This window comes from Humibacter ginsengisoli (assembly GCF_054780095.1).
This window is the reverse complement of record NZ_BAAGWZ010000012.1, coordinates 249,886-267,547: the sequence shown is the minus strand read 5'-3', so window position 1 is coordinate 267,547 and position 17,662 is coordinate 249,886. Positions and strand designations below refer to the sequence as shown.

Below are 17,662 nucleotides of genomic sequence, written 5' to 3'. Positions count from 1 at the left end.
GCTCACACCGGCAAGCCTGTTATTCGTTAACTATCCCCAGGGTTATCCACAGTGTGAATATTCGTCATCCGGCTACCGGTGGTTCTGCTTGATGCGGGCGGTCAGCTCGGTGACCTGGTTGTAGATCGAGCGGCGCTCCTTCATGAGCTCACTGATCTTCTTGTTCGCATACATCACGGTCGTGTGATCGCGGTTGCCGAACAGCTGGCCGATCTTCGGAAGAGACAGGTTCGTGAGTTCGCGGCACAGGTACATCGCGATCTGGCGTGCGGTGGCGATCGCCTGCGACCGGGACGAACCATAGAGGTCGTCAACGCTCAGCTTGAAGTAGTCGGCGGTGGCGGTGATGATGTCGGCTGGCGCGACCACATTGTCGTCGTCGAGCGTGATGAGGTCTTTCAGCACCGTCTGCACCAGGTTCATGTCGACCGGCGTTTTGTTCAGGCTCGCGAATGCGGTGACGCGGATGAGCGTGCCCTCGAGCTCGCGGATGTTGCTCGACACCTTGGTCGCCATGAACTCGAGGATGTCGTCGGGCACGAGAATGCGCTCGCTCTGCGCCTTCTTGCGCAGGATCGCGATGCGGGTCTCGAGGTCCGGTGCCTGCACGTCGGTGATCAGGCCCCACTCGAAGCGGGTGAGCATCCGGTCTTCGAAGCCGGTGAGATGCTTCGGCGGCAAGTCGCTCGTGATGACCACCTGCTTGTTGTGGTCGTGCAGCGTGTTGAAGGTGTGGAAGAACGCCTCCTGGGTCTCGACGGCTCGTTGCAGAAACTGGATGTCGTCGATCAGAAGGATGTCGATGTTGCGATACCGGGCCTGGAACGACGAGCCGCGGTTATTCGCGATGGAGTTGATGAAGTCGTTCGTGAACTCCTCGGAACTGACGTAGCGCACCCGGATGCCCGGGTAGAGGCTCATCGCGTAGTGCCCGATCGCGTGCAGCAAGTGGGTCTTGCCCAGGCCCGAGTCGCCGTAGATGAAGAGCGGGTTGTACGCCTTGGCCGGTGCCTCGGCGACCGCGACGGCCGCCGCGTGCGCGAACCGGTTGGACTGGCCGATGACGAAGTTGTCGAAGCTGTACTTCGGGTTGAGCCGGGAGTCTGGATTGCGCGGCGCGGCACTGATATCGGTGACCGGAGCCGACGGTTGGCTGACCGTTGCCGGCGTGTCGATATAGCTGGATTCGATATAGCTGGACTCGAGTCGCTCGGGCTCGAGCTGGGGAGAGTCGTGCGTGATGTTCGGGTTGACGACGATCGCGAAGTTCGACACAGCAAGCGTGTCGTCGAGCCGGCCGATGGAGTTCAGCAACGGAACCCGGCAACGCTGCTCGATCATTCCCCGCGTGAACTCGTTCGGCACCTCGAGGTAGAAGGTTCCGGCCATGATGCCCTTGGGCTCGACGAGGCTGAGGAATCCGTACAGCTGCGGGGTGACCCGATCATCCGCTTCGAGCGTCGACAACACGGATCGCCATGCGTTCGTCAATGACGGATCGCCGTCAGCCATAGTTCCCCTAGATCACTCCCACGGACCACCGGCAACGGCAAGTCCGATCCACCCCGTCGTGAATCTTCTTCGGCCGAAGCAGCAGGTCCGGCCGCTCTTATCCACACCGTTATCCCCAATGCCGTAAGGGCATTCTGCGTGCTCGTCCGCGGCTTCGGCAGCGGTCGACTCACAACCTGGGGATAACTTCGCATGTCACGCTAACGAATCGGGCCCGCACGCTCAAATCATCGTGCGAGCCGGATGTGCGCCGTTCTCGGCGTGCCTCTCCAGGCTTAGTCCTCTCGGTATGGATAATCAACGGTTCACCGGCGTCCGGTTTGACCTTGTGGATGCCACCCCGTACCGTTAATGGGTTGACCGCACGCTGCAGCGCGCGGCACAGCTTCCTTCCTTCCGGCGCCGCGAGACGTGTCTCTGCAGGCCTGCCTCACGAAGAGAACCGAAACATCGATCGAGAGACCTGTCTGATGAGCAAGAGAACGTTCCAGCCGAACAACCGCCGTCGCGCCAAGGTGCACGGTTTCCGTCTGCGCATGCGCACGCGTGCCGGTCGCGCGATCCTCGCGAACCGTCGTCGCAAGGGCCGCACCGAGCTTTCCGCGTAGTCGTCCCTTTCACGTAGTCGACTCAGTGCGGTGCTCGCCAAGGCGAACCGGATCCGGAGCGGGACCGACTATCGTCTGACCGTCCGTAAGGGAGCGCGAGTGCACGGGCCGAACACGATCGTCTACGTGCGCACGGCGGTGGGGCCTGCTGAAGACGTGAGTCCGGTGCGTTTCGGGTTCATCGTGAGCAAGGCGGTCGGCGGAGCTGTCGTGCGCAACACGGTACGACGCAGGCTCAAGGCCGTGTGTCGCGAGCTGCTCCCGGAGCTGGCGCCGGGTCACGAGATCGTGGTGCGGGCTCTGCCAGCCTGCGCGCAGGCATCCTGGATTACGCTGCAAAGTGAGATCCGCCGAGCCGTCGACAAAGTAGGCGCCCGATGCATGCCGTGATGACGACCGTTCTCCTTCTTCCGAGGAACGTCGCTGTGCTGCTTCTGCGCGCCTATCGGGCCGTGATCTCGCCCCTGTACGGAGACGTGTGCCGCTACTACCCGTCATGCTCGGCCTACGCGCTGGGCGCCATTCAGGAGCACGGCGTGATCGTCGGAACCGCCCTCGGGATAGCGCGCATCGCACGATGCCACCCCTGGGCCGCCGGCGGCGTCGACGACATTCCCCGCAAGAAGACCCCCCGCTACTCCGTCACGCCCTTCGGGTTCGTGGTGGCACGCGGCCACGCAAAAGGATGACCGAGTAAGTGGACTTCATCTATACGATCCTCTGGCCGATCGAGTGGCTGGTTCAGCTGCTTCTGATCGGCTGGCACATGCTGTGGACCGCGATCGGGCTCGACCCGGCCGGTGGCGTCACTTGGGTGCTGTCTATCGTCGGCTTGACCGCCGTCATCCGTGCCGCACTGATCCCGATCTTCGTGCGCCAGATCAAGAACCAGCGGCGCATGCTCGAGGTGGCGCCGCAACTGAAGAAGATCCAGGACAAGTACAAGGGCAAGAAGGACCAGCTCTCTCGCGAGGCGATGTCTCGGGAGACCATGGAGCTCTACAAGCGCACGGGCACGAACCCGCTGAGCTCCTGCCTTCCCCTGTTGCTGCAGATGCCCGTGTTCTTCAGCCTCTTCCACGTGCTCAACGATGCGCAGAGCGGGCACGACAGCGTGGGTCTGCTGAGCGGCGCGAATCTGCTCAAGTCGTTCCAGGACGCGAAATTCCTCGGTGCTCCGCTGAACGCGTCATTCGGGTCGCAATGGACGCTGATGGTCGCCGGCAAGGACTACAGCCTTTCGGTCATGCTGATCGCGGCGACCATGGTCATCCTGATGGTGGCCTCGCAGTTCACCACACAGCTTCAGATCGTCTCGAAGAACATGTCGCCGGAGACGAAGGCCAGCCCGCAGTTCCGGCAGCAGCGCATCCTGCTCTACCTGCTCCCGTTCGTCTTCCTGTTCTCCGGTGTCGCGTTCCCGCTGGGCGTCATGTTCTACTGGCTCACGTCGAACATCTGGACCATGGGCCAGCAGTGGCTGGTCATCCGGAACATGCCGACTCCGGGCAGTGAGGCCGAGAAGGCGCGCGAGGCGAGACTGGCACGAAGGGGCAAGCTGAAGACGCCGGAGGGTGCTCCCGTGCTGATCGTCGACGAGGTTCCGGCGAAACCGATCACGACGCAGCGGCAGCAACCCATGAGCAAGAGCCGAGCCAAGAAGGCCGGGGGAAAGAAATAGTGAGCATGACAGACGAGACGTCCGTTCACGGTGACGAGGCATCCGTGATCGAGGGTGCCGAGCAGCGGTCAGTGGATGGCGAGGATGCCGCGCGCACGCAGTCGGCAGACGCGACCGTCTCCGCCGCACAGGACGACCAGAGCCTGGATGCCCAGGGCGACGCCGCCGCGGACTACATCGAGGCGCTCCTGGACATCTGCGATCTCGATGGCGATATCGACATCGACGTGCAGAACGAACGTCCCTACGTCTCGGTTTCCGCCGAGGATCCGCAGGCACTTCGTCTGCTGAGCCGCGCAGAGACCGTCAGCGCGCTGCAGGAACTGGCCCGCCTCGCCGTGCAGTCGAAGACCGGCGCTTTCTCGCGTCTGATCCTGGACATCGGTGGTTCCCGCGACGCACGCAAGCAGGAACTGGCCGTGCTCGTCGATCGAGCGATCGATCGGCTGGATCAGGGCGCCGCACAGGCGGCACTGCCGCCGATGTCGTCGTACGAGCGCAAGATCGTGCACGACGTGGTGGCGGACCGCGGTTTCTCGTCCCACTCCGTAGGCGAGGCATCCGAGCGCCACACGGTCATCACGCGCTCGTAGGTCGGCCAGTGGATCTCACCCTTCTGACGTTTCACGTGGAACATGCACGCTGACGTCGAGCGAGAGCCCGCGTCTGCGATCGAACTGTTCGGCGACCGCATCGGATTGGCTCGCGTTTTCACCGAGTCGCTCGCTCGCGAGGGTGAGGAACGCGGTCTGATCGGCCCGCTGGAGCCGCCGCGTCTATGGACCCGTCACGTGCTGAACTGCGCCGTCGTCGCCCCGTTGTTGCAGACAGGCGGAACAGTCGGCGACGTCGGCAGCGGTGCAGGGCTTCCAGGGATCGTGCTGGCTATTGCGCGACCCGATGTGCGCTTCGTTCTGATCGAGCCGATGGAACGCCGTATCGCCTGGTTGCAGGAACAGAAGGATGCGCTCGGCCTGACGAACGTCGAGGTGCTCCGAGCCCGCGCCGAGGATGCCCGTCTGGAATCGCCACTGGACCAGGTGACAGCTCGGGCGGTCAGCGCCTTCCGCAAACTGATCCCGTTGACCGCTCCCCTGGTGCGCGATGGCGGTGAACTCGTGCTCATGAAGGGTGCGAACGCCGAGGCAGAAGTATCGGCGGCGACGAAAGAGCTCCGGCGTTTCCGCATCCACGACGTGACTGTGGAGATTCTCGGCTCTGGGATCGTCGACGAAGTCACCAGAGTCATCCGGGCTACAGTGAGATAGCTCTGGCGGCACCGTGGTGACAGGTCGCGGAGTGCGTCCCTCGCAGTCCGGCACTCGCGGCCTCGTCCACAGCAAGGCAAAGGATGTTTCACATGAAACATCCGCATGAAGAACACACGGAGGAAACCGCGCCCGTGGATATGTCGACTCCGCTCGCGAGCGAAATCGCCGACCTCAGCCGCCGGCGTCAAGCCATCGAGCAGACGACTCTGCCGCTGCCGTCGCGAACGAGGATCTTCACGATCTCGAACCAGAAGGGCGGGGTCGGGAAGACGACCACCGTGGTGAACCTGGCCGCGGCACTTGCCAGATCGGGCGCACGGGTGCTCGTCATCGACTTGGACCCTCAGGGCAACGCGTCTACCGCGCTCGGTGTGGAGCATCGGGAGGGAACGCCGAGCGTCTACGACGTCGTGGTGAACGACGCGGAGATGGCGGATGTGGTCCAGGCCTCCCCCGACCAACGCGATCTGTTCTGTGTTCCGGCAACCATCGATCTGGCGGGGGCGGAGATCGAACTGGTGTCCATGGTGGCTCGTGAGCAAAGACTCTCGAGAGCGTTGCAGAGATTCTTGGACGAGATTCCCGAGGGCATCGACTACGTCCTGATCGACTGTCCGCCCTCGCTCGGGCTGCTCACGATCAACGCATTCGTTGCGGCGACCGAGGTACTGATCCCGATCCAGTGCGAGTACTACGCACTGGAGGGCTTGAGCCAGCTCCTGAAGAACATCTCCATGATCGAGAAGCACCTCAACCCCAAGCTGCATGTATCGACGATCCTGCTCACGATGTTCGACTCTCGGACGAATCTCGCGCATCAGGTCGCGGACGAGGTGCGCGACCACTTTCCGAAGCAGGTGCTGCAGGCGGTCATACCGCGGTCGGTGCGCATCTCGGAGGCGCCGAGCTATGGCCAGAGCGTGATCAGCTACGACGCGGGTTCACCGGGCGCGCTCTCGTACCTCGAGGCGGCGGCGGAGATCGCCAAGCGCGGCGCACCGCGTTGACGAGCGACCGGCGACGGCCGCTCGGACCACAATCAGCAAGAACGCAGACGACAGAGGCCGCGAAGCGGCAGGCAAGAGGAAGCACAGCACGATGGCAGTGAAGCGCACGGGTTTGGGCCGCGGAATCGGCGCGCTGATCCCCACAGCAGACACGGACACGAAGCGACCGGTGGACGTGTTCTTCCACGACCGCGGGGCATCCGGTGAAGGGGAGGCAGCGGCGAGCAGCCTGCTGGCCGTGCCCGGCGCCCGGTTGGCGAACCTCTCCCCCGACGACATAGTTCCCAATGCGCAGCAGCCTCGTACCGAGTTCGACCAGGATGCCATGGACGAACTCGTCGCAAGCATCCGCGAGGTAGGTGTGCTTCAGCCCGTCGTGGTGCGGCCGCTGTCGGGTCTGCCCGGCAAATACGAGCTCATCATGGGCGAGCGGCGCCTGCGCGCGACGAAGACACTGGGGCTCGCCACCATTCCGGCGGTGGTGAAAGACACCGCCGACGAAGACATGCTGCGGGACGCCCTTCTGGAGAACCTGCACCGCTCGCAGCTGAATCCGCTTGAAGAGGCGTCTGCGTACCAGCAGCTGCTGGCCGACTTCGGCATCACGCAGGACGAGCTTGCAACCCGCATCGGTCGCTCGCGCCCGCAGATCACGAACACGATCCGGCTGCTGAAGCTGCCGTCGCCGGTGCAGCAACGGGTGGCGGCGGGCGTGCTGAGCGCCGGACACGCACGCGCCATCCTCGCCGCAGGCGACACGGATGCCATGCAGCGCATCGCAGACAAGATCGTCAACGAAGACCTCTCGGTACGCGCAGCCGAAGCGCTGGTGAGCGCGAAGCCGAAGCAGGTGAAGCCCCGCCCCGCGGCGGGCAAGCGGCAGTCGAACCTGGACGAGATCGCCGATCGCCTCGGGGACCGCCTGAACACCCGCGTGAAGGTGGCGCTCGGTGCCCGGAAGGGTCAGATCACCATCGAGTTCGCCTCGGTGCAGGACCTCAACCGCATTCTCGGCGAGATCGGCGAGGGTCCGTTCGCCGGCTGAGCGTGCTCGTGGCCGTGGCTTCTTATCGCTGAAGGCTTCGGCGCTTACGCTTGCCCGCGGACATCGGCGGTGGCAGGTGGCTGGCGACCGCCTGACCCCGCGCCGGACAGTACCCGGTGACTGCGGGCATCGTCGGGAGGTCATCTGAGCAGAAGGTGGCAGGATCGGGGCGATGAGTACTCTGCGCGATCGTCTTCGTTCGACTCCGTCGGTCACCGGGACGGCACCTTCGTGGGATCCCAGCAGAGCGCCGAAACATCCTCGGGAGCTCTTCGTCGAGTGGTTGATCCAGGCACTCGACGCCGGTGTGACGGAACCGCTGGCTGTCACGCTCTCGACCGTGGACGAGATCGGGGCACCGGATGCCCGGGTCGTGATGCTGAAGGATGTGACCGAGGACTTCGGCCTGGAGCTCGCCACCGGCGCCGAATCCGCGAAGAGTCGCCACCTTCTGGCGGACCCGCGGTGTGCGCTGACCGTCTATTGGTCATCGGTCGCCCGCGCCGTGAGAATTCGCGGTACGGCGATCCAGGGATCAAGGGAAGAGGCGGCGAGGGACTTTCTGGCCAGGCATCCCGACGCCCGAGCAGTAGCACTCACGGGCCGGCAGAGCCTGCCGATGGCCGATCCGGCTCATCACGTCGAGCTGATCACGGCAGAGCGCGCCCGGATCGAGGCCGACCCGACGCTAGTGTCCCCCACCTGGACATTGTGGCGGGTCTTCCCGACCACCGTGGAGTTCTGGCAGGGTGCCCCGACCCGGGATCACTTGCGACTTCGGTATCTCCGTGGAGCGGACGCCTGGCACAGCGAACGCCTCTGGCCGTGATGGCGGAGCTCGGCGCGCAGCTCGCGGCGCGCACTTCGACGGGAAGTCGGTGGATCGGATGTTTCACGTGAAACATGGTGCAAGAGCCTCTGGACGGGGCTCGAAGTTTCATGTGAAACATCCCGTGAGGCTCGCCGTTCTTGTCGCGGGCTAACGGCGCAAAGCGAAGAGCTGCATGTTTCACGTGAAACACGGGCGGCCCGCGTCAGTCGGCGAGTGCCGACGCCTCGCGGATCGCTTGCTCGGCGAGTCCGACGTAGACGGCGCCGAGGTCGAAGCCGGCTGCCTCGATGGCAAGTGGGACGAGCGACGTCTCGGTGAGCCCGGGCAGCACGTTCGCCTCCAGGAACCAGGGGACGCCATCCGGATCCACGATCAGGTCGACGCGCGACAGGTGCCGCAGGCCGAGAGCCTCGTGTGCGGTGATCGCGACCTCGGTCACCCGGTCCGCGGCGGCATCCGTCAGCCGCGCCGGCGTGTAGAAGCTCGTCTCCCCCGCGTTGTACCGCGCCTCGAAGGTGTAGGCACCGTTCCGCGGCACGATCTCCACGGCAGGAAGAGCGACCGGGCCGGCGCCGGTGTCGAGCACCGTCACTGCCACCTCGATACCGACCACGCGGCGTTCGATGAGTGCCACGTCGTTGTAGGTGTACGCGTTCACCAGCGCGCGCGGCAGGTCGGCCGTGTCATCCACGTATGTGACGCCTTGCGCAGAGCCGCCCTCTGCGGGCTTGACGACGAGAGGCGCAGTGAGTGCGTCGCCCAGCGCCTCGAGCACGCTCACAGCGCCGAGTTCTCGGAATGTCTCCGTTGGCAGCGTGACGGATGCTGGTGTCTGCACCCCGGCACGGGAGACCAGCGTCTTCGCGACCGGCTTGAGCCACGCGAGGCGGGCGGCTTCGGCATCCGCTCCCACGAACGGGACCCTGGCGGTCTGGAGCAGCGCGCGAAGCGCACCGTTCTCACCGCTGGCGCCGTGCAGGGCGGGCCACACGACATCCGGCTCGAGCGTGCGGATAGCGGAGAGCAGTTCGCCGTCGGGCTCGCGAACGGTGACGCGGTGACCATGGGCGGAGAGCCCGTCTGCGACACGGCGGCCCGAGCGCAGCGAAACGTCGCGTTCATGGGAGAGTCCGCCCGCGAGGACGAGCACATTCAGTCGTTCGAAGTCGGTCATGGCGACCCTTCAGGCGGTTCGGTGATGTCGGTCGGTTACGGGGTCGGCGGCGGTGCCCTAGCGGAGGTCGGAGGGCGGGAACGTGTCGGCGGCTGCGCGTTGGGCACGTAACGATCCCGTTCCGGCGAAGGTGTCGAGCAGGTCGAGCTCCCCGTTGATCACGTTCGCCAGCCGGCGCACGCCGACTCGGATGGCTTCCGGTGTCGGGTAGCAGAACGACAGACGCATGTTCTGGGCTCCGTCGCCGTCGGCGTAGAACGCCGTGCCGGGAGTGTAGGCGACGAGTTCGGTGACCGCGCGGGGCAGCATCGCCTTGGAATCCAGCGACTCCGGGAGTGTGAGCCAAACGTAGAAGCCGCCGTTCGGGTTCGTCCAGCTGAGCTCCGGCAGGTGTTCCTCCAGAGCGGAGATCATCGCCTGCTTGCGCTCCCGGTACACGCCGCGGAAGGTGTCGATCTGCCCGCGCCAGTTCGCCTCGCTGAGGTACTGCGAGATCACCAGCTGCGTGAACGAGCTGGGGCTGAGCACGGCTGCCTCGTTGGCGAGGATGAGCTTCTCCCGGATCGCGTGCGGCGCGAGCGCCCATCCGACGCGGAAGCCCGGCGCCAGCGTCTTGGAGAATGTGCCGAGATAGACCACGCCGTCTTCGTCGATGGAGCGCATCGCGGCCGGCGGCTTCTGCTCGAAGTAGAGCAGCCCGTACGGGTTGTCCTCGAGCACGAGGATGCCGTTCTCACGGCAGATCTCGAGGATCTCCAGGCGCCGCTCCCACGTCAGAGTGACGCCGGCCGGGTTGTGGAAGGTGGGGATCGTGTACAGGAATTTGATGCGCCGACCGACGGCGCGCGCGTTGGCGATGTGCTGGCGCAGGGCATCCGGAATCAGTCCGTACTCGTCGGAGGGAACGTGATCGACCTCTGCCTGATAGGACTTGAAGATCACGAGCGCGGTCACGTAGCTCGGACCTTCGGCGAGTACGAGGTCGCCCGGGTCGAGGAACAACTTCGCGAACAGCTCGAGGCCGTGCTGAGAGCCGGTCGTGACGATCACATCGTCGGCGCTCGCACTGATGCCCTCGAGAGCCATCACCTCGGTGATCTGCTCGCGCAGCAGGGGAACGCCCTGGCCCGATCCGTACTGAAGCGCGACCGGTCCTTGCTCCCGCATGACCCGCTCCATCGCACCGACGACGAGGTCTTCGGGAAGAGCCGACACGTACGGCATGCCGCCCGCCAGCGAGACCACCTCGGGCCGGGAGGCAACGGCGAACAGAGCTCGAACCTCACTGGCGGCAAGACCGGCCGTGCGCTGCGCGTACGACGAGAACCAGGGGTCGAGATTGTTGCCCGCAGAGTGCGAGCCGCCGTTGTGAATCACGTGTCATTCCGTTCTGAGCGTGCGTTCCATGTTATGGGATGCCCGACGGGGGTCGCCTTCGGGCGTAAGGGGCGGAAATGCAGAACGCCCGCCCGGCGAGTGCCGGGCGGGCGTTCAGGGTGCGCCGACCGGCCTACTTGATGTAGGCGGCCAGGTCGGCTTCGAGGGCAGGCTTCGGCTTGGCGCCGATGACGGTCTTGACGACCTCACCGCCCTGGTAGACCTTCAGCGCAGGGATCGAGGTGATCTGGTACTTGAAAGCGGTCTGAGGGTTCTCGTCCACGTTCAACTTGACGATCTCGAGCTTGTCGCCGTGCTCCGCGGCGATCTGGTCGAGGATCGGTGAGACCGCGCGACACGGTCCGCACCACTCGGCCCAGAAGTCGACGAGCACGGTCTTGTCGGAATCGAGCACGTCCTGCTGGAACGTGGCATCCGTGACGGACTTGGCGCTGGACATTGTTCTCCTTCTATCGGTTCGGTTCCGCCGCACGTGGCGGTGGAGTGCTCGCGTTCGGCCCGGGGGCCTTGCGTCAGGTGGCGAGGGTGAGCGCCTCGCGTTCCGTTTGGTCGAGTGCCGCCAGGTAGTGCTCAGCGTCGAGGGCGGCGACAGTTCCGCTGCCCGCGGCGGTGACGGCCTGCCGGTAGGTCGGGTCGATCACGTCGCCTGCGGCGAAAACGCCGGGCAGGTTGGTCTTCGAGCTACGACCGTCGACGGCGATGGTGCCGGCGGGGGTGAGGTCGAGCTGGCCATGCACGAGGTGCGTGCGGGGGTCGTTGCCGATCGCGACGAACAGCCCGTCGAGCGCGAGGTCGCGCTCCTCCCCCGTGACGGTGTCGCGCAGGGTCACCCCGGTGACGGCGCTTTCACCGTTGATCGAGACGACCTCGCTGTTCCAGACGAACTCGATCTTGTCGTTCTCGAACGCACGGTTCTGCATGATCTTGGATGCCCGCAACTGGTCGCGACGGTGGATCACGTACACCTTCGACGCGAACCGGGTCAGGAAGGTGGCCTCCTCGATGGCGGAGTCGCCGCCGCCGACCACCGCGATGGTCTTCTCACGGAAGAAGAATCCGTCACAGGTGGCGCACCACGACAGGCCGTGGCCGGAGAGGTGCTCCTCCTCGGCGAGCCCGAGCTTGCGGTAGGCGGAACCGGTCGCGAAGATCACCGACCGGGCTTCGTGCGTCTCGCCACTGCCGAGGTGCACCTTCTTCACCTCGCCGTCGAGCTCGAGCGACACCACGTCGTCGTAGAGCACCTCAGCGCCGAACTTCTCGGCCTGCACCTGAAGCTTGGCCATCAGGTCGGGGCCCATGATGCCGTCCGGGAACCCGGGGAAGTTCTCCACCTCGGTGGTGTTCATCAGCTCGCCACCGGCCTCGACGGAACTGGCGATCACGAGCGGCTCGAGGTTGGCACGCGCCGCATAGATGGCCGCGGTGTAACCGGCTGGGCCGGAACCGATGATGATGATCTGCCGCACGTAAAGCTCCTCGTCTTGCTGTGCTGTGCAACACAGTGTAGGCGGATGGTATTCCAGCCAGCGGAGCGGCCGCCGACCCGGGCGGATCAGCGCAGTGAGCGACCCGGCAGGCGGCGCCGCAGCAGGTTCCACGCGTTCGCGAACTCCTCGGTGCGCAGAAGGCGCAGCATCCCGGAGTAAACGGCCAGCATGACCACCCCGGCCGCAGCGATCGAGAGCATGGCGGGGAGGATGCCCGCCACGGCGAAGCCGCGGGTGTACGCCCCGAGGAGAGCGAGCACGAGCATCCCGACCACACCCGCGACCACGGCCGAAAGCAGGAATCGCCACAGACCGCGGAGGATGCGTCGCCCGTCGACTCCGTGCATCCGTCGTCGCAGGAGCACGGCCGCGATGATGGCCTGAACGGTGCCGGCGAGCGACACCGCGAATGCGATGGACATGGCGCGCACCTGAGGCGCAACCAACAGGCAGAGCAGCACGCCGGCGATGACGACCACGACCTGGGCGAGTGTGAACAGGAACGGGGTGCGTGTGTCGCCCATCGAGTAGAAGGCGCGCTGGATGACGAACAGGATGCAGAACGGCACGAGGCCGGCCGCATACCCGATCAGCACGTTGCCCATTGCTGCATAGTCGCCGGAGGTGAAGACCCGCGCGATCGGGTAGGCGGCGATAATGATGGCGACAGAGAAAAAGCTGATCAGGGCTGCAATCGAGCGGGTTGCGGTGGAGAAGTCGGTGCGGAACGAGGCGACGTTCCCCTCGCGGGCGTGCTCGGCCATCCGGGTGTAGAACGCCGTCACGATGGAGACCGCGATGATCGAGTGCGGCAGCATGAAGATGAGCCAGGACTGGGTCATGGCGGCGACGGATGCGTAGCGGCCGCCGGCGCCCACGGTGTTGGCGACGTTCGTCTCGATGAGACCGGCCAGCTGGGTGAGCACGAGCATGGCGAGCGTCCACGCGGCCGCCTTTCCCGCACTTCCGAGATTGACACCCCGCCAGCGGAAGTCGAAGCGGAACGTCAGGCCCACCTTGCGCCAGAAGAAGAACAGCACGAGCGCCTGTACCGCGATGCCGAGGGTGGCGCCGCCACCGAGCACCGCGATCATGCCGGGGGTCCAATTCGCCGCGTGCGGGCGCGGGTGCTGTGCTTCGGAACCGAACATGAGGATGAACACGACCAGCGTCGCGATGCTGACCACGTTGTTGAACACCGGCGCCCACGTGAACGGGCCGAACGACTTGCGCGCGTTGAGCACCTCGCCGAGCAGCGTGTACAGGCCGAGGAAGAAGATCTGCGGCAGCGACCAGTATGCGAACAGGGTCGCCAGCCCTGCATAGGAGCCGCGCGTGCCGAACAACTGCACCAGGAACGGCGCAAGGAGTGTGGCGACGACCGCGACCGCGGCGAAGATCAGGATGCCCAGGGTGACGAGCTTGTTGATGTAAGCCTTGCCGCCGTCCGCGTGAACGGACGCACGCACGATCTGCGGCACGAGAACCGCGCTGAGGATGCCCTGCGCGATGATCGCGTAGATGCTGTTCGGCACCTGCGTCGCCGTGGCGTACGCGTTCGCGCCGACGGCGATGACGCCGATCGCCTGGATCAGCACCCACGACCGCACGAAGCCCAGCACGCGGGAGACCATCGTGCCGGAGGCGAGCATGGCACTCGCGCGTCCGACGCTAGCCACGTGGTCCCCCTTCGTCGGTGGGTTCGCTTTCGGCGGGCTCGGCCGGCGGAAGAGGCTCGTCGCACTGCAGGGCAGAGTCGGCGGCATCCGTAACCGGCTCTGCCGGTTTCTCGGGATCGTCGCTTGTCTGCTCCTCCGAGGCATCCGTCTGCGCCCGCCCCTTGCGGCGCTCGTTCACCCTGCGCACGATGCTGCGGGTCAGGCCGAAGCCGAAGAAGAGCACGAACGCGATGCCGAGAATGAGCGCACCGAGGCCCTCCCAGTCCGCGTGCACGTCGATCGCGGCTGTCTGCGGGGCGCCGATCGGCAGACCGGTCGGGCTGTACAGCTGCAGGCCGAGCTTGACGTTGCCGTTGCCGAGCTTCGCCTTGACCGGCACGAGCACCTTCGCGCTGGCATCCGCCGGAATCGTCTTCGCGGTGTCGGAGTCGACCTCGAGCCGGTTGTTGGAGGGAGTCGCGCGCAGCACGATGTTGACCGATGGCTTCACCCCGTTCGGCAGGGTCAGAGCGTTGGTCACGGTGACCGGGATGAGGCTCTGGGCGCTCGCCACCGTGATCTTTCCGGTCGGGTCGATCTTGACCGATCCCACCGTGTCGCTCGCCTGTTTGACGAAGCCGGCCACGGCACCCGGCCAGTTGTTGTCGGGCTGGCGCCATCCCACCGACAGCAGTGACAGCAGCTCATTGCGGGTCTGGCCGGTCAGGGTGGTCGGGTCGGCGAGAACGGTGGCGAAGGCATCCATGTTGCCTGCGGCGCTCGTGAGCTGGTTGACGGAGGCCGTTCTGGCCGGGTCCTGCGTGACGTCATCGAGCTTGAGGCCCTCGGAGACCGGTGCGGTGAGTGCATCCCGAAGCGACGACGCGGTGACCCAGGGCAGCGTGAACACCGAGGTCAGGGCGCGGCTCGCCTCCCCCTCGTTCGCCGGCCAGTCGCGGTCGAGCCCGGCCAGGATGATCGTGCCGCTGGAGCCCTGCTTGCTGATCTCGGCGAGCTGGGCCGAGACGGATGCCAGTGCGGCGTTCTCCTGATCCGTACCGACGGCAGAGACCACGTTGCGCAGTGCGTCGCTGACGCCCTGATCGGTGACGAGCGCGGTTCCTCCCTTCACCGGCAGCGGCGCGTTCGGGGTGACCGAGAGCGAGGACTGATTCGTGTTGGAGCCGGACACGATCGTCGACTTGTATCCGTCGGCTGCCAGTGCGTCGAGGTCGCTGGTGCGCAGGCTGTCGTCGGCCGGCCAGGCGATGCCGCTGAACGTGTACGGCCACGAGAGCAGCTCGGCCGTGGTGGGAACGTTCGGCTGCTTGGGAGTGGCCGTCGGCGTCGGCGTCACGAACGGGTTGGTGGCCGTCGGTGTTGGCGTCGGCTGCGGGGTCTCGCCGACGGTCAGCTGGCCGGGGAAGTTGCTGGGATTCATGGCGTAGCCGAACGACGTCGGCGTGAGCAGCGAGGTAACGCCGGACTGCAGCTGCGTAGCGACGTCCGCATCGCCGTATTGAAGCGGGAAGGAGTCGTTGGTGAGCGAGCTCAGGTCGTTGACCCAGTTCTGCGCGCTCTGAGGCGCCGACGTTCCGAGAACACGGATAGACGCGATGATCATCGGGTCGATGGCGATGGCGACCGACGGATGATCGCGCGCGAGCTCGAGCTGCCGGGTGAGCAGACCGTCGGGGGCGGTGTAGGTGGCGAGATCGTCGGCGGCGATGAGTCCGGTCGAGGTCGGGGGCACCGTGATGGGCATGGCCACGGCGAGGCCGACCTGGTGCTGTGCGCCGGTGCCCTGGTAGGTGAGGGTCGAGTAACCGGTCCCCACCGTGCCCGAGCCCTCTGTCACGGTCGCCGTGAGCCCGTACACGGCCGTGTCGCCGCCCAGTCCGACCGCCTGTTCCGGGATCGTGACCGTGGCGACACGCTGACTCGTGCCGGCGGTGACGGCCTGGGTGGCCACCGTCTGGATGGCGCGCGTTGAGGCGTCGTGATCGGAATCCTGCTTGAGCCAGGCATCCAGACCCTGACGAGATGCGATGGGCTTCTCGGTGATCGAGATGGTCGCAGTGCCCGGCCCGATGACATCGGCGGAGGCGTTGTCGATGCCGATCGTGACGGTGACGGACTGTCCTGGCGACTCCGTTCCGGCATTCCCGGCGTAGAGCGACACCGTCGGAGCCTGGCCGCTGGCCGCAACAGCGGACGGCGTCTTGGCCGGTTCGTGCGCCTGGGCGGATGCCGGCACGAGCATCCCGCTCGTTGTCACGAGGACGCTGAGTGCCCCCAGCAGGGCGCCTCCGACCGCCTTCATGCGGCTTCGGGTTCGCCGGTGCTCGCTCCTACCGCCACGCGACCCGACGGCGCCGCTGCTCAACCGCATGCGGCAGCGCAGGGGTCGACGGGGAGCATGCCCGCAATTGTACTGAGCGCCCCAGTGCCGGAAACCGGGACCGGCCGGGCAGCCGTTCAGGCGGGCTGCCAGGGTGCGCGGCGCGATCCACAGGTCGGATGAGGATGTTCAGACACACCCTAGACTTGTCGGCACTATGCAGAGCGTCGCCGAGTCCCTCGCGCGCCTGCGCGAAACCGCCGAGTCGCCCGTCGTTTCGCGTCTCGCCCGAGCATTCGCCGATGCCGGCCACGAACTGGCCCTCGTCGGCGGACCGGTGCGCGACGCCATGCTCGGCCGCGCGGTGCATGACCTGGACTTCACCACGGATGCCCGCCCCGAGCACACCATCGAGATCGTGAAGCCGCTGGCGGATGCCTGGTGGGACATCGGCCGCAGGTTCGGCACGGTGGGCGCGCGGCTCGGTGACGACACCGTCGAGATCACGACGTACCGTGCCGACAGCTATGACGGGGCGACCCGCAAGCCGGAGGTCGAGTTCGGCGACACCCTCGAGGGCGACCTGGTGCGCCGCGACTTCACGGTGAACGCGCTCGCGCTGCGGGTGCCGCAGGTCGTGATGGTCGACCCGTCCAACGGCGTGGACGACCTGCTGGCCGGGGTTCTGCGCACACCGATCTCGCCTGAGGTGTCGTTCGGCGATGATCCGCTGCGCATGCTGCGCGCCGCCCGGTTCGCCTCCCAGCTCGGGTTCTCGGTGAGCGACGACACGGTGGCGGCCATGGGCGAGATGGCCGACCGCATCGAGATCGTCAGTGCCGAGCGCATCCGTGACGAGCTGGTGAAGCTTTTGACGAGCGACGACCCGAGACCGGGGCTCGAACTGCTGGTGCAGACGGGGCTGGCCGACCGCATCCTCCCCGAACTGCCCGCGCTACGCCTGGAAATAGACGAGCACCACCACCACAAAGACGTGTACCGCCACACGCTCACCGTGATCGAGCAGGCGATCGGGTACGAACGGGAGCGGCATCCGGGCGAGGCGCCCGACCTCGTGCTGCGCCTGGCCGCGCTGCTGCACGACATCGGCAAACCGGCCACGCGTCGGCTCGAGCCGGGCGGGGTAGTGAGCTTTCACCACCACGATGTGGTCGGTGCGAAGCTCGCGCGCAAACGGCTGCGGGCGCTGCGGTTCGACAACGAGACGGTGGATGCCGTCAGCCGGCTCATCGAGTTGCACCTGCGGTTCTTCGGTTACGCCGACGGCGCATGGACCGACTCGGCGGTGCGCCGTTACGTGCGTGACGCGGGCGACCAGCTCGAGCGACTGCACGAGCTCACCAGGGCCGACGTCACCACGAGAAATCGCCGCAAGGCCGACCGGCTCGGATTCGCGTACGACGACCTCGAGGACCGCATCGCCCAGCTGCAGGCCCAGGAAGAACTGGAAGCGGTACGCCCCGACCTCGACGGCACCGACGTGATGCGCATCCTCGACCTGAAGCCCGGGCCGGAGGTGGGCAAGGCGATGAAGTTTCTGCTCGACCTGCGGCTCGACGAGGGCCCGCTGGGTGCCGAGGAGGCCGAGCGGCGCCTGCGGGAGTGGGCACGCGGGAACTGACGG

Annotated in this window: 17 protein-coding genes; 10 read left to right on the top strand and 7 right to left on the bottom strand. The window is 66.1% G+C overall.

Translation table 11 applies throughout. The features are described 5' to 3' along the window. Window positions 1–72: 72 nt before the first annotated feature. Complete coding sequence (dnaA, locus tag ACYVI5_RS18315) at window positions 73–1,512, bottom strand: chromosomal replication initiator protein DnaA (protein WP_460536444.1); 1,440 nt, start codon at window positions 1,510–1,512, stop codon at window positions 73–75. Window positions 1,513–1,982: 470 nt separating this feature from the next. On the opposite strand from dnaA, the gene rpmH reads away from it, so the two are divergent. The 9 genes from rpmH to ACYVI5_RS18270 all read left to right on the top strand — a co-directional run bounded on the left by rpmH (window position 1,983) and on the right by ACYVI5_RS18270 (window position 7,953). Further along, the gene (gene rpmH / locus ACYVI5_RS18310) at window positions 1,983–2,120 is read left to right on the top strand and encodes a 50S ribosomal protein L34 (protein ID WP_026940492.1); all 138 of its coding nucleotides are present in this window, start codon (window positions 1,983–1,985) and stop codon (window positions 2,118–2,120) included. A 30-nt stretch (window positions 2,121–2,150) separates the two neighbouring features. Then, complete coding sequence (gene rnpA, locus ACYVI5_RS18305; RefSeq protein WP_460581504.1) at window positions 2,151–2,510, top strand: ribonuclease P protein component; 360 nt, start codon at window positions 2,151–2,153, stop codon at window positions 2,508–2,510. Beyond that, a complete protein-coding gene (gene yidD / locus ACYVI5_RS18300; RefSeq protein WP_460536448.1) occupies window positions 2,510–2,809 on the top strand; it encodes a membrane protein insertion efficiency factor YidD in 300 nt (99 codons plus the stop codon). The genes rnpA and yidD overlap by 1 nt, the downstream gene beginning before the upstream one ends. Before the next feature lie 8 nt (window positions 2,810–2,817). After that, on the top strand, window positions 2,818–3,801 hold the full coding sequence (gene yidC, locus ACYVI5_RS18295; RefSeq protein ID WP_460536450.1) for a membrane protein insertase YidC: 984 nt from the start codon (window positions 2,818–2,820) through the stop codon (window positions 3,799–3,801). Between the two features lie 5 nt (window positions 3,802–3,806). After that, window positions 3,807–4,394 carry a Jag family protein gene (locus ACYVI5_RS18290; RefSeq protein ID WP_460581503.1) on the top strand — a complete coding sequence of 196 codons (588 nt, stop codon included), beginning with the start codon at window positions 3,807–3,809 and terminating at the stop codon, window positions 4,392–4,394. 42 nt (window positions 4,395–4,436) lie between these two features. Further along, window positions 4,437–5,069: a 16S rRNA (guanine(527)-N(7))-methyltransferase RsmG gene (rsmG, locus tag ACYVI5_RS18285; RefSeq protein ID WP_460581502.1), complete on the top strand. Its 633-nt coding sequence runs from the start codon at window positions 4,437–4,439 to the stop codon at window positions 5,067–5,069. Between the two features lie 92 nt (window positions 5,070–5,161). Then, window positions 5,162–6,079, top strand: a complete 918-nt coding sequence (locus ACYVI5_RS18280; RefSeq protein ID WP_460581501.1) for a ParA family protein — start codon at window positions 5,162–5,164, stop codon at window positions 6,077–6,079. 91 nt (window positions 6,080–6,170) lie between these two features. Beyond that, the gene (locus ACYVI5_RS18275) at window positions 6,171–7,124 is read left to right on the top strand and encodes a ParB/RepB/Spo0J family partition protein (RefSeq protein WP_460581500.1); all 954 of its coding nucleotides are present in this window, start codon (window positions 6,171–6,173) and stop codon (window positions 7,122–7,124) included. A 172-nt stretch (window positions 7,125–7,296) separates the two neighbouring features. Next, window positions 7,297–7,953 (top strand): pyridoxine/pyridoxamine 5'-phosphate oxidase, encoded by a 657-nt coding sequence (locus ACYVI5_RS18270; RefSeq protein WP_460581499.1) that lies wholly within the window; start codon window positions 7,297–7,299, stop codon window positions 7,951–7,953. A 205-nt stretch (window positions 7,954–8,158) separates the two neighbouring features. On the opposite strand, the gene ACYVI5_RS18265 is transcribed toward ACYVI5_RS18270, so the two are convergent. The 6 genes from ACYVI5_RS18265 to ACYVI5_RS18240 form a co-directional block, all read right to left on the bottom strand. After that, entirely contained in the window at window positions 8,159–9,130 is a 972-nt protein-coding gene (locus ACYVI5_RS18265; RefSeq protein ID WP_460581498.1) for a D-alanine--D-alanine ligase family protein, read from the bottom strand. A 57-nt stretch (window positions 9,131–9,187) separates the two neighbouring features. Next, on the bottom strand, window positions 9,188–10,507 hold the full coding sequence (locus tag ACYVI5_RS18260) for an aminotransferase-like domain-containing protein (RefSeq protein ID WP_460581497.1): 1,320 nt from the start codon (window positions 10,505–10,507) through the stop codon (window positions 9,188–9,190). A 133-nt stretch (window positions 10,508–10,640) separates the two neighbouring features. Next, on the bottom strand, window positions 10,641–10,967 hold the full coding sequence (gene trxA, locus ACYVI5_RS18255; RefSeq protein WP_460536468.1) for a thioredoxin family protein: 327 nt from the start codon (window positions 10,965–10,967) through the stop codon (window positions 10,641–10,643). 73 nt (window positions 10,968–11,040) lie between these two features. Next, entirely contained in the window at window positions 11,041–11,997 is a 957-nt protein-coding gene (gene trxB, locus ACYVI5_RS18250) for an NAD(P)/FAD-dependent oxidoreductase (protein ID WP_460536470.1), read from the bottom strand. 86 nt (window positions 11,998–12,083) lie between these two features. Further along, window positions 12,084–13,697 carry a murein biosynthesis integral membrane protein MurJ gene (gene murJ / locus ACYVI5_RS18245; RefSeq protein ID WP_460581496.1) on the bottom strand — a complete coding sequence of 538 codons (1,614 nt, stop codon included), beginning with the start codon at window positions 13,695–13,697 and terminating at the stop codon, window positions 12,084–12,086. Continuing rightward, complete coding sequence (locus tag ACYVI5_RS18240; RefSeq protein ID WP_460581495.1) at window positions 13,690–15,999, bottom strand: DUF6049 family protein; 2,310 nt, start codon at window positions 15,997–15,999, stop codon at window positions 13,690–13,692. The genes murJ and ACYVI5_RS18240 overlap by 8 nt, the downstream gene beginning before the upstream one ends. Window positions 16,000–16,234: 235 nt before the next feature. Between ACYVI5_RS18240 and ACYVI5_RS18235 the strand changes: the two genes are divergently transcribed. Then, window positions 16,235–17,659, top strand: coding sequence for a CCA tRNA nucleotidyltransferase (locus tag ACYVI5_RS18235; RefSeq protein ID WP_460581494.1), 1,425 nt, complete (start codon window positions 16,235–16,237; stop codon window positions 17,657–17,659). Window positions 17,660–17,662: the final 3 nt, after the last annotated feature.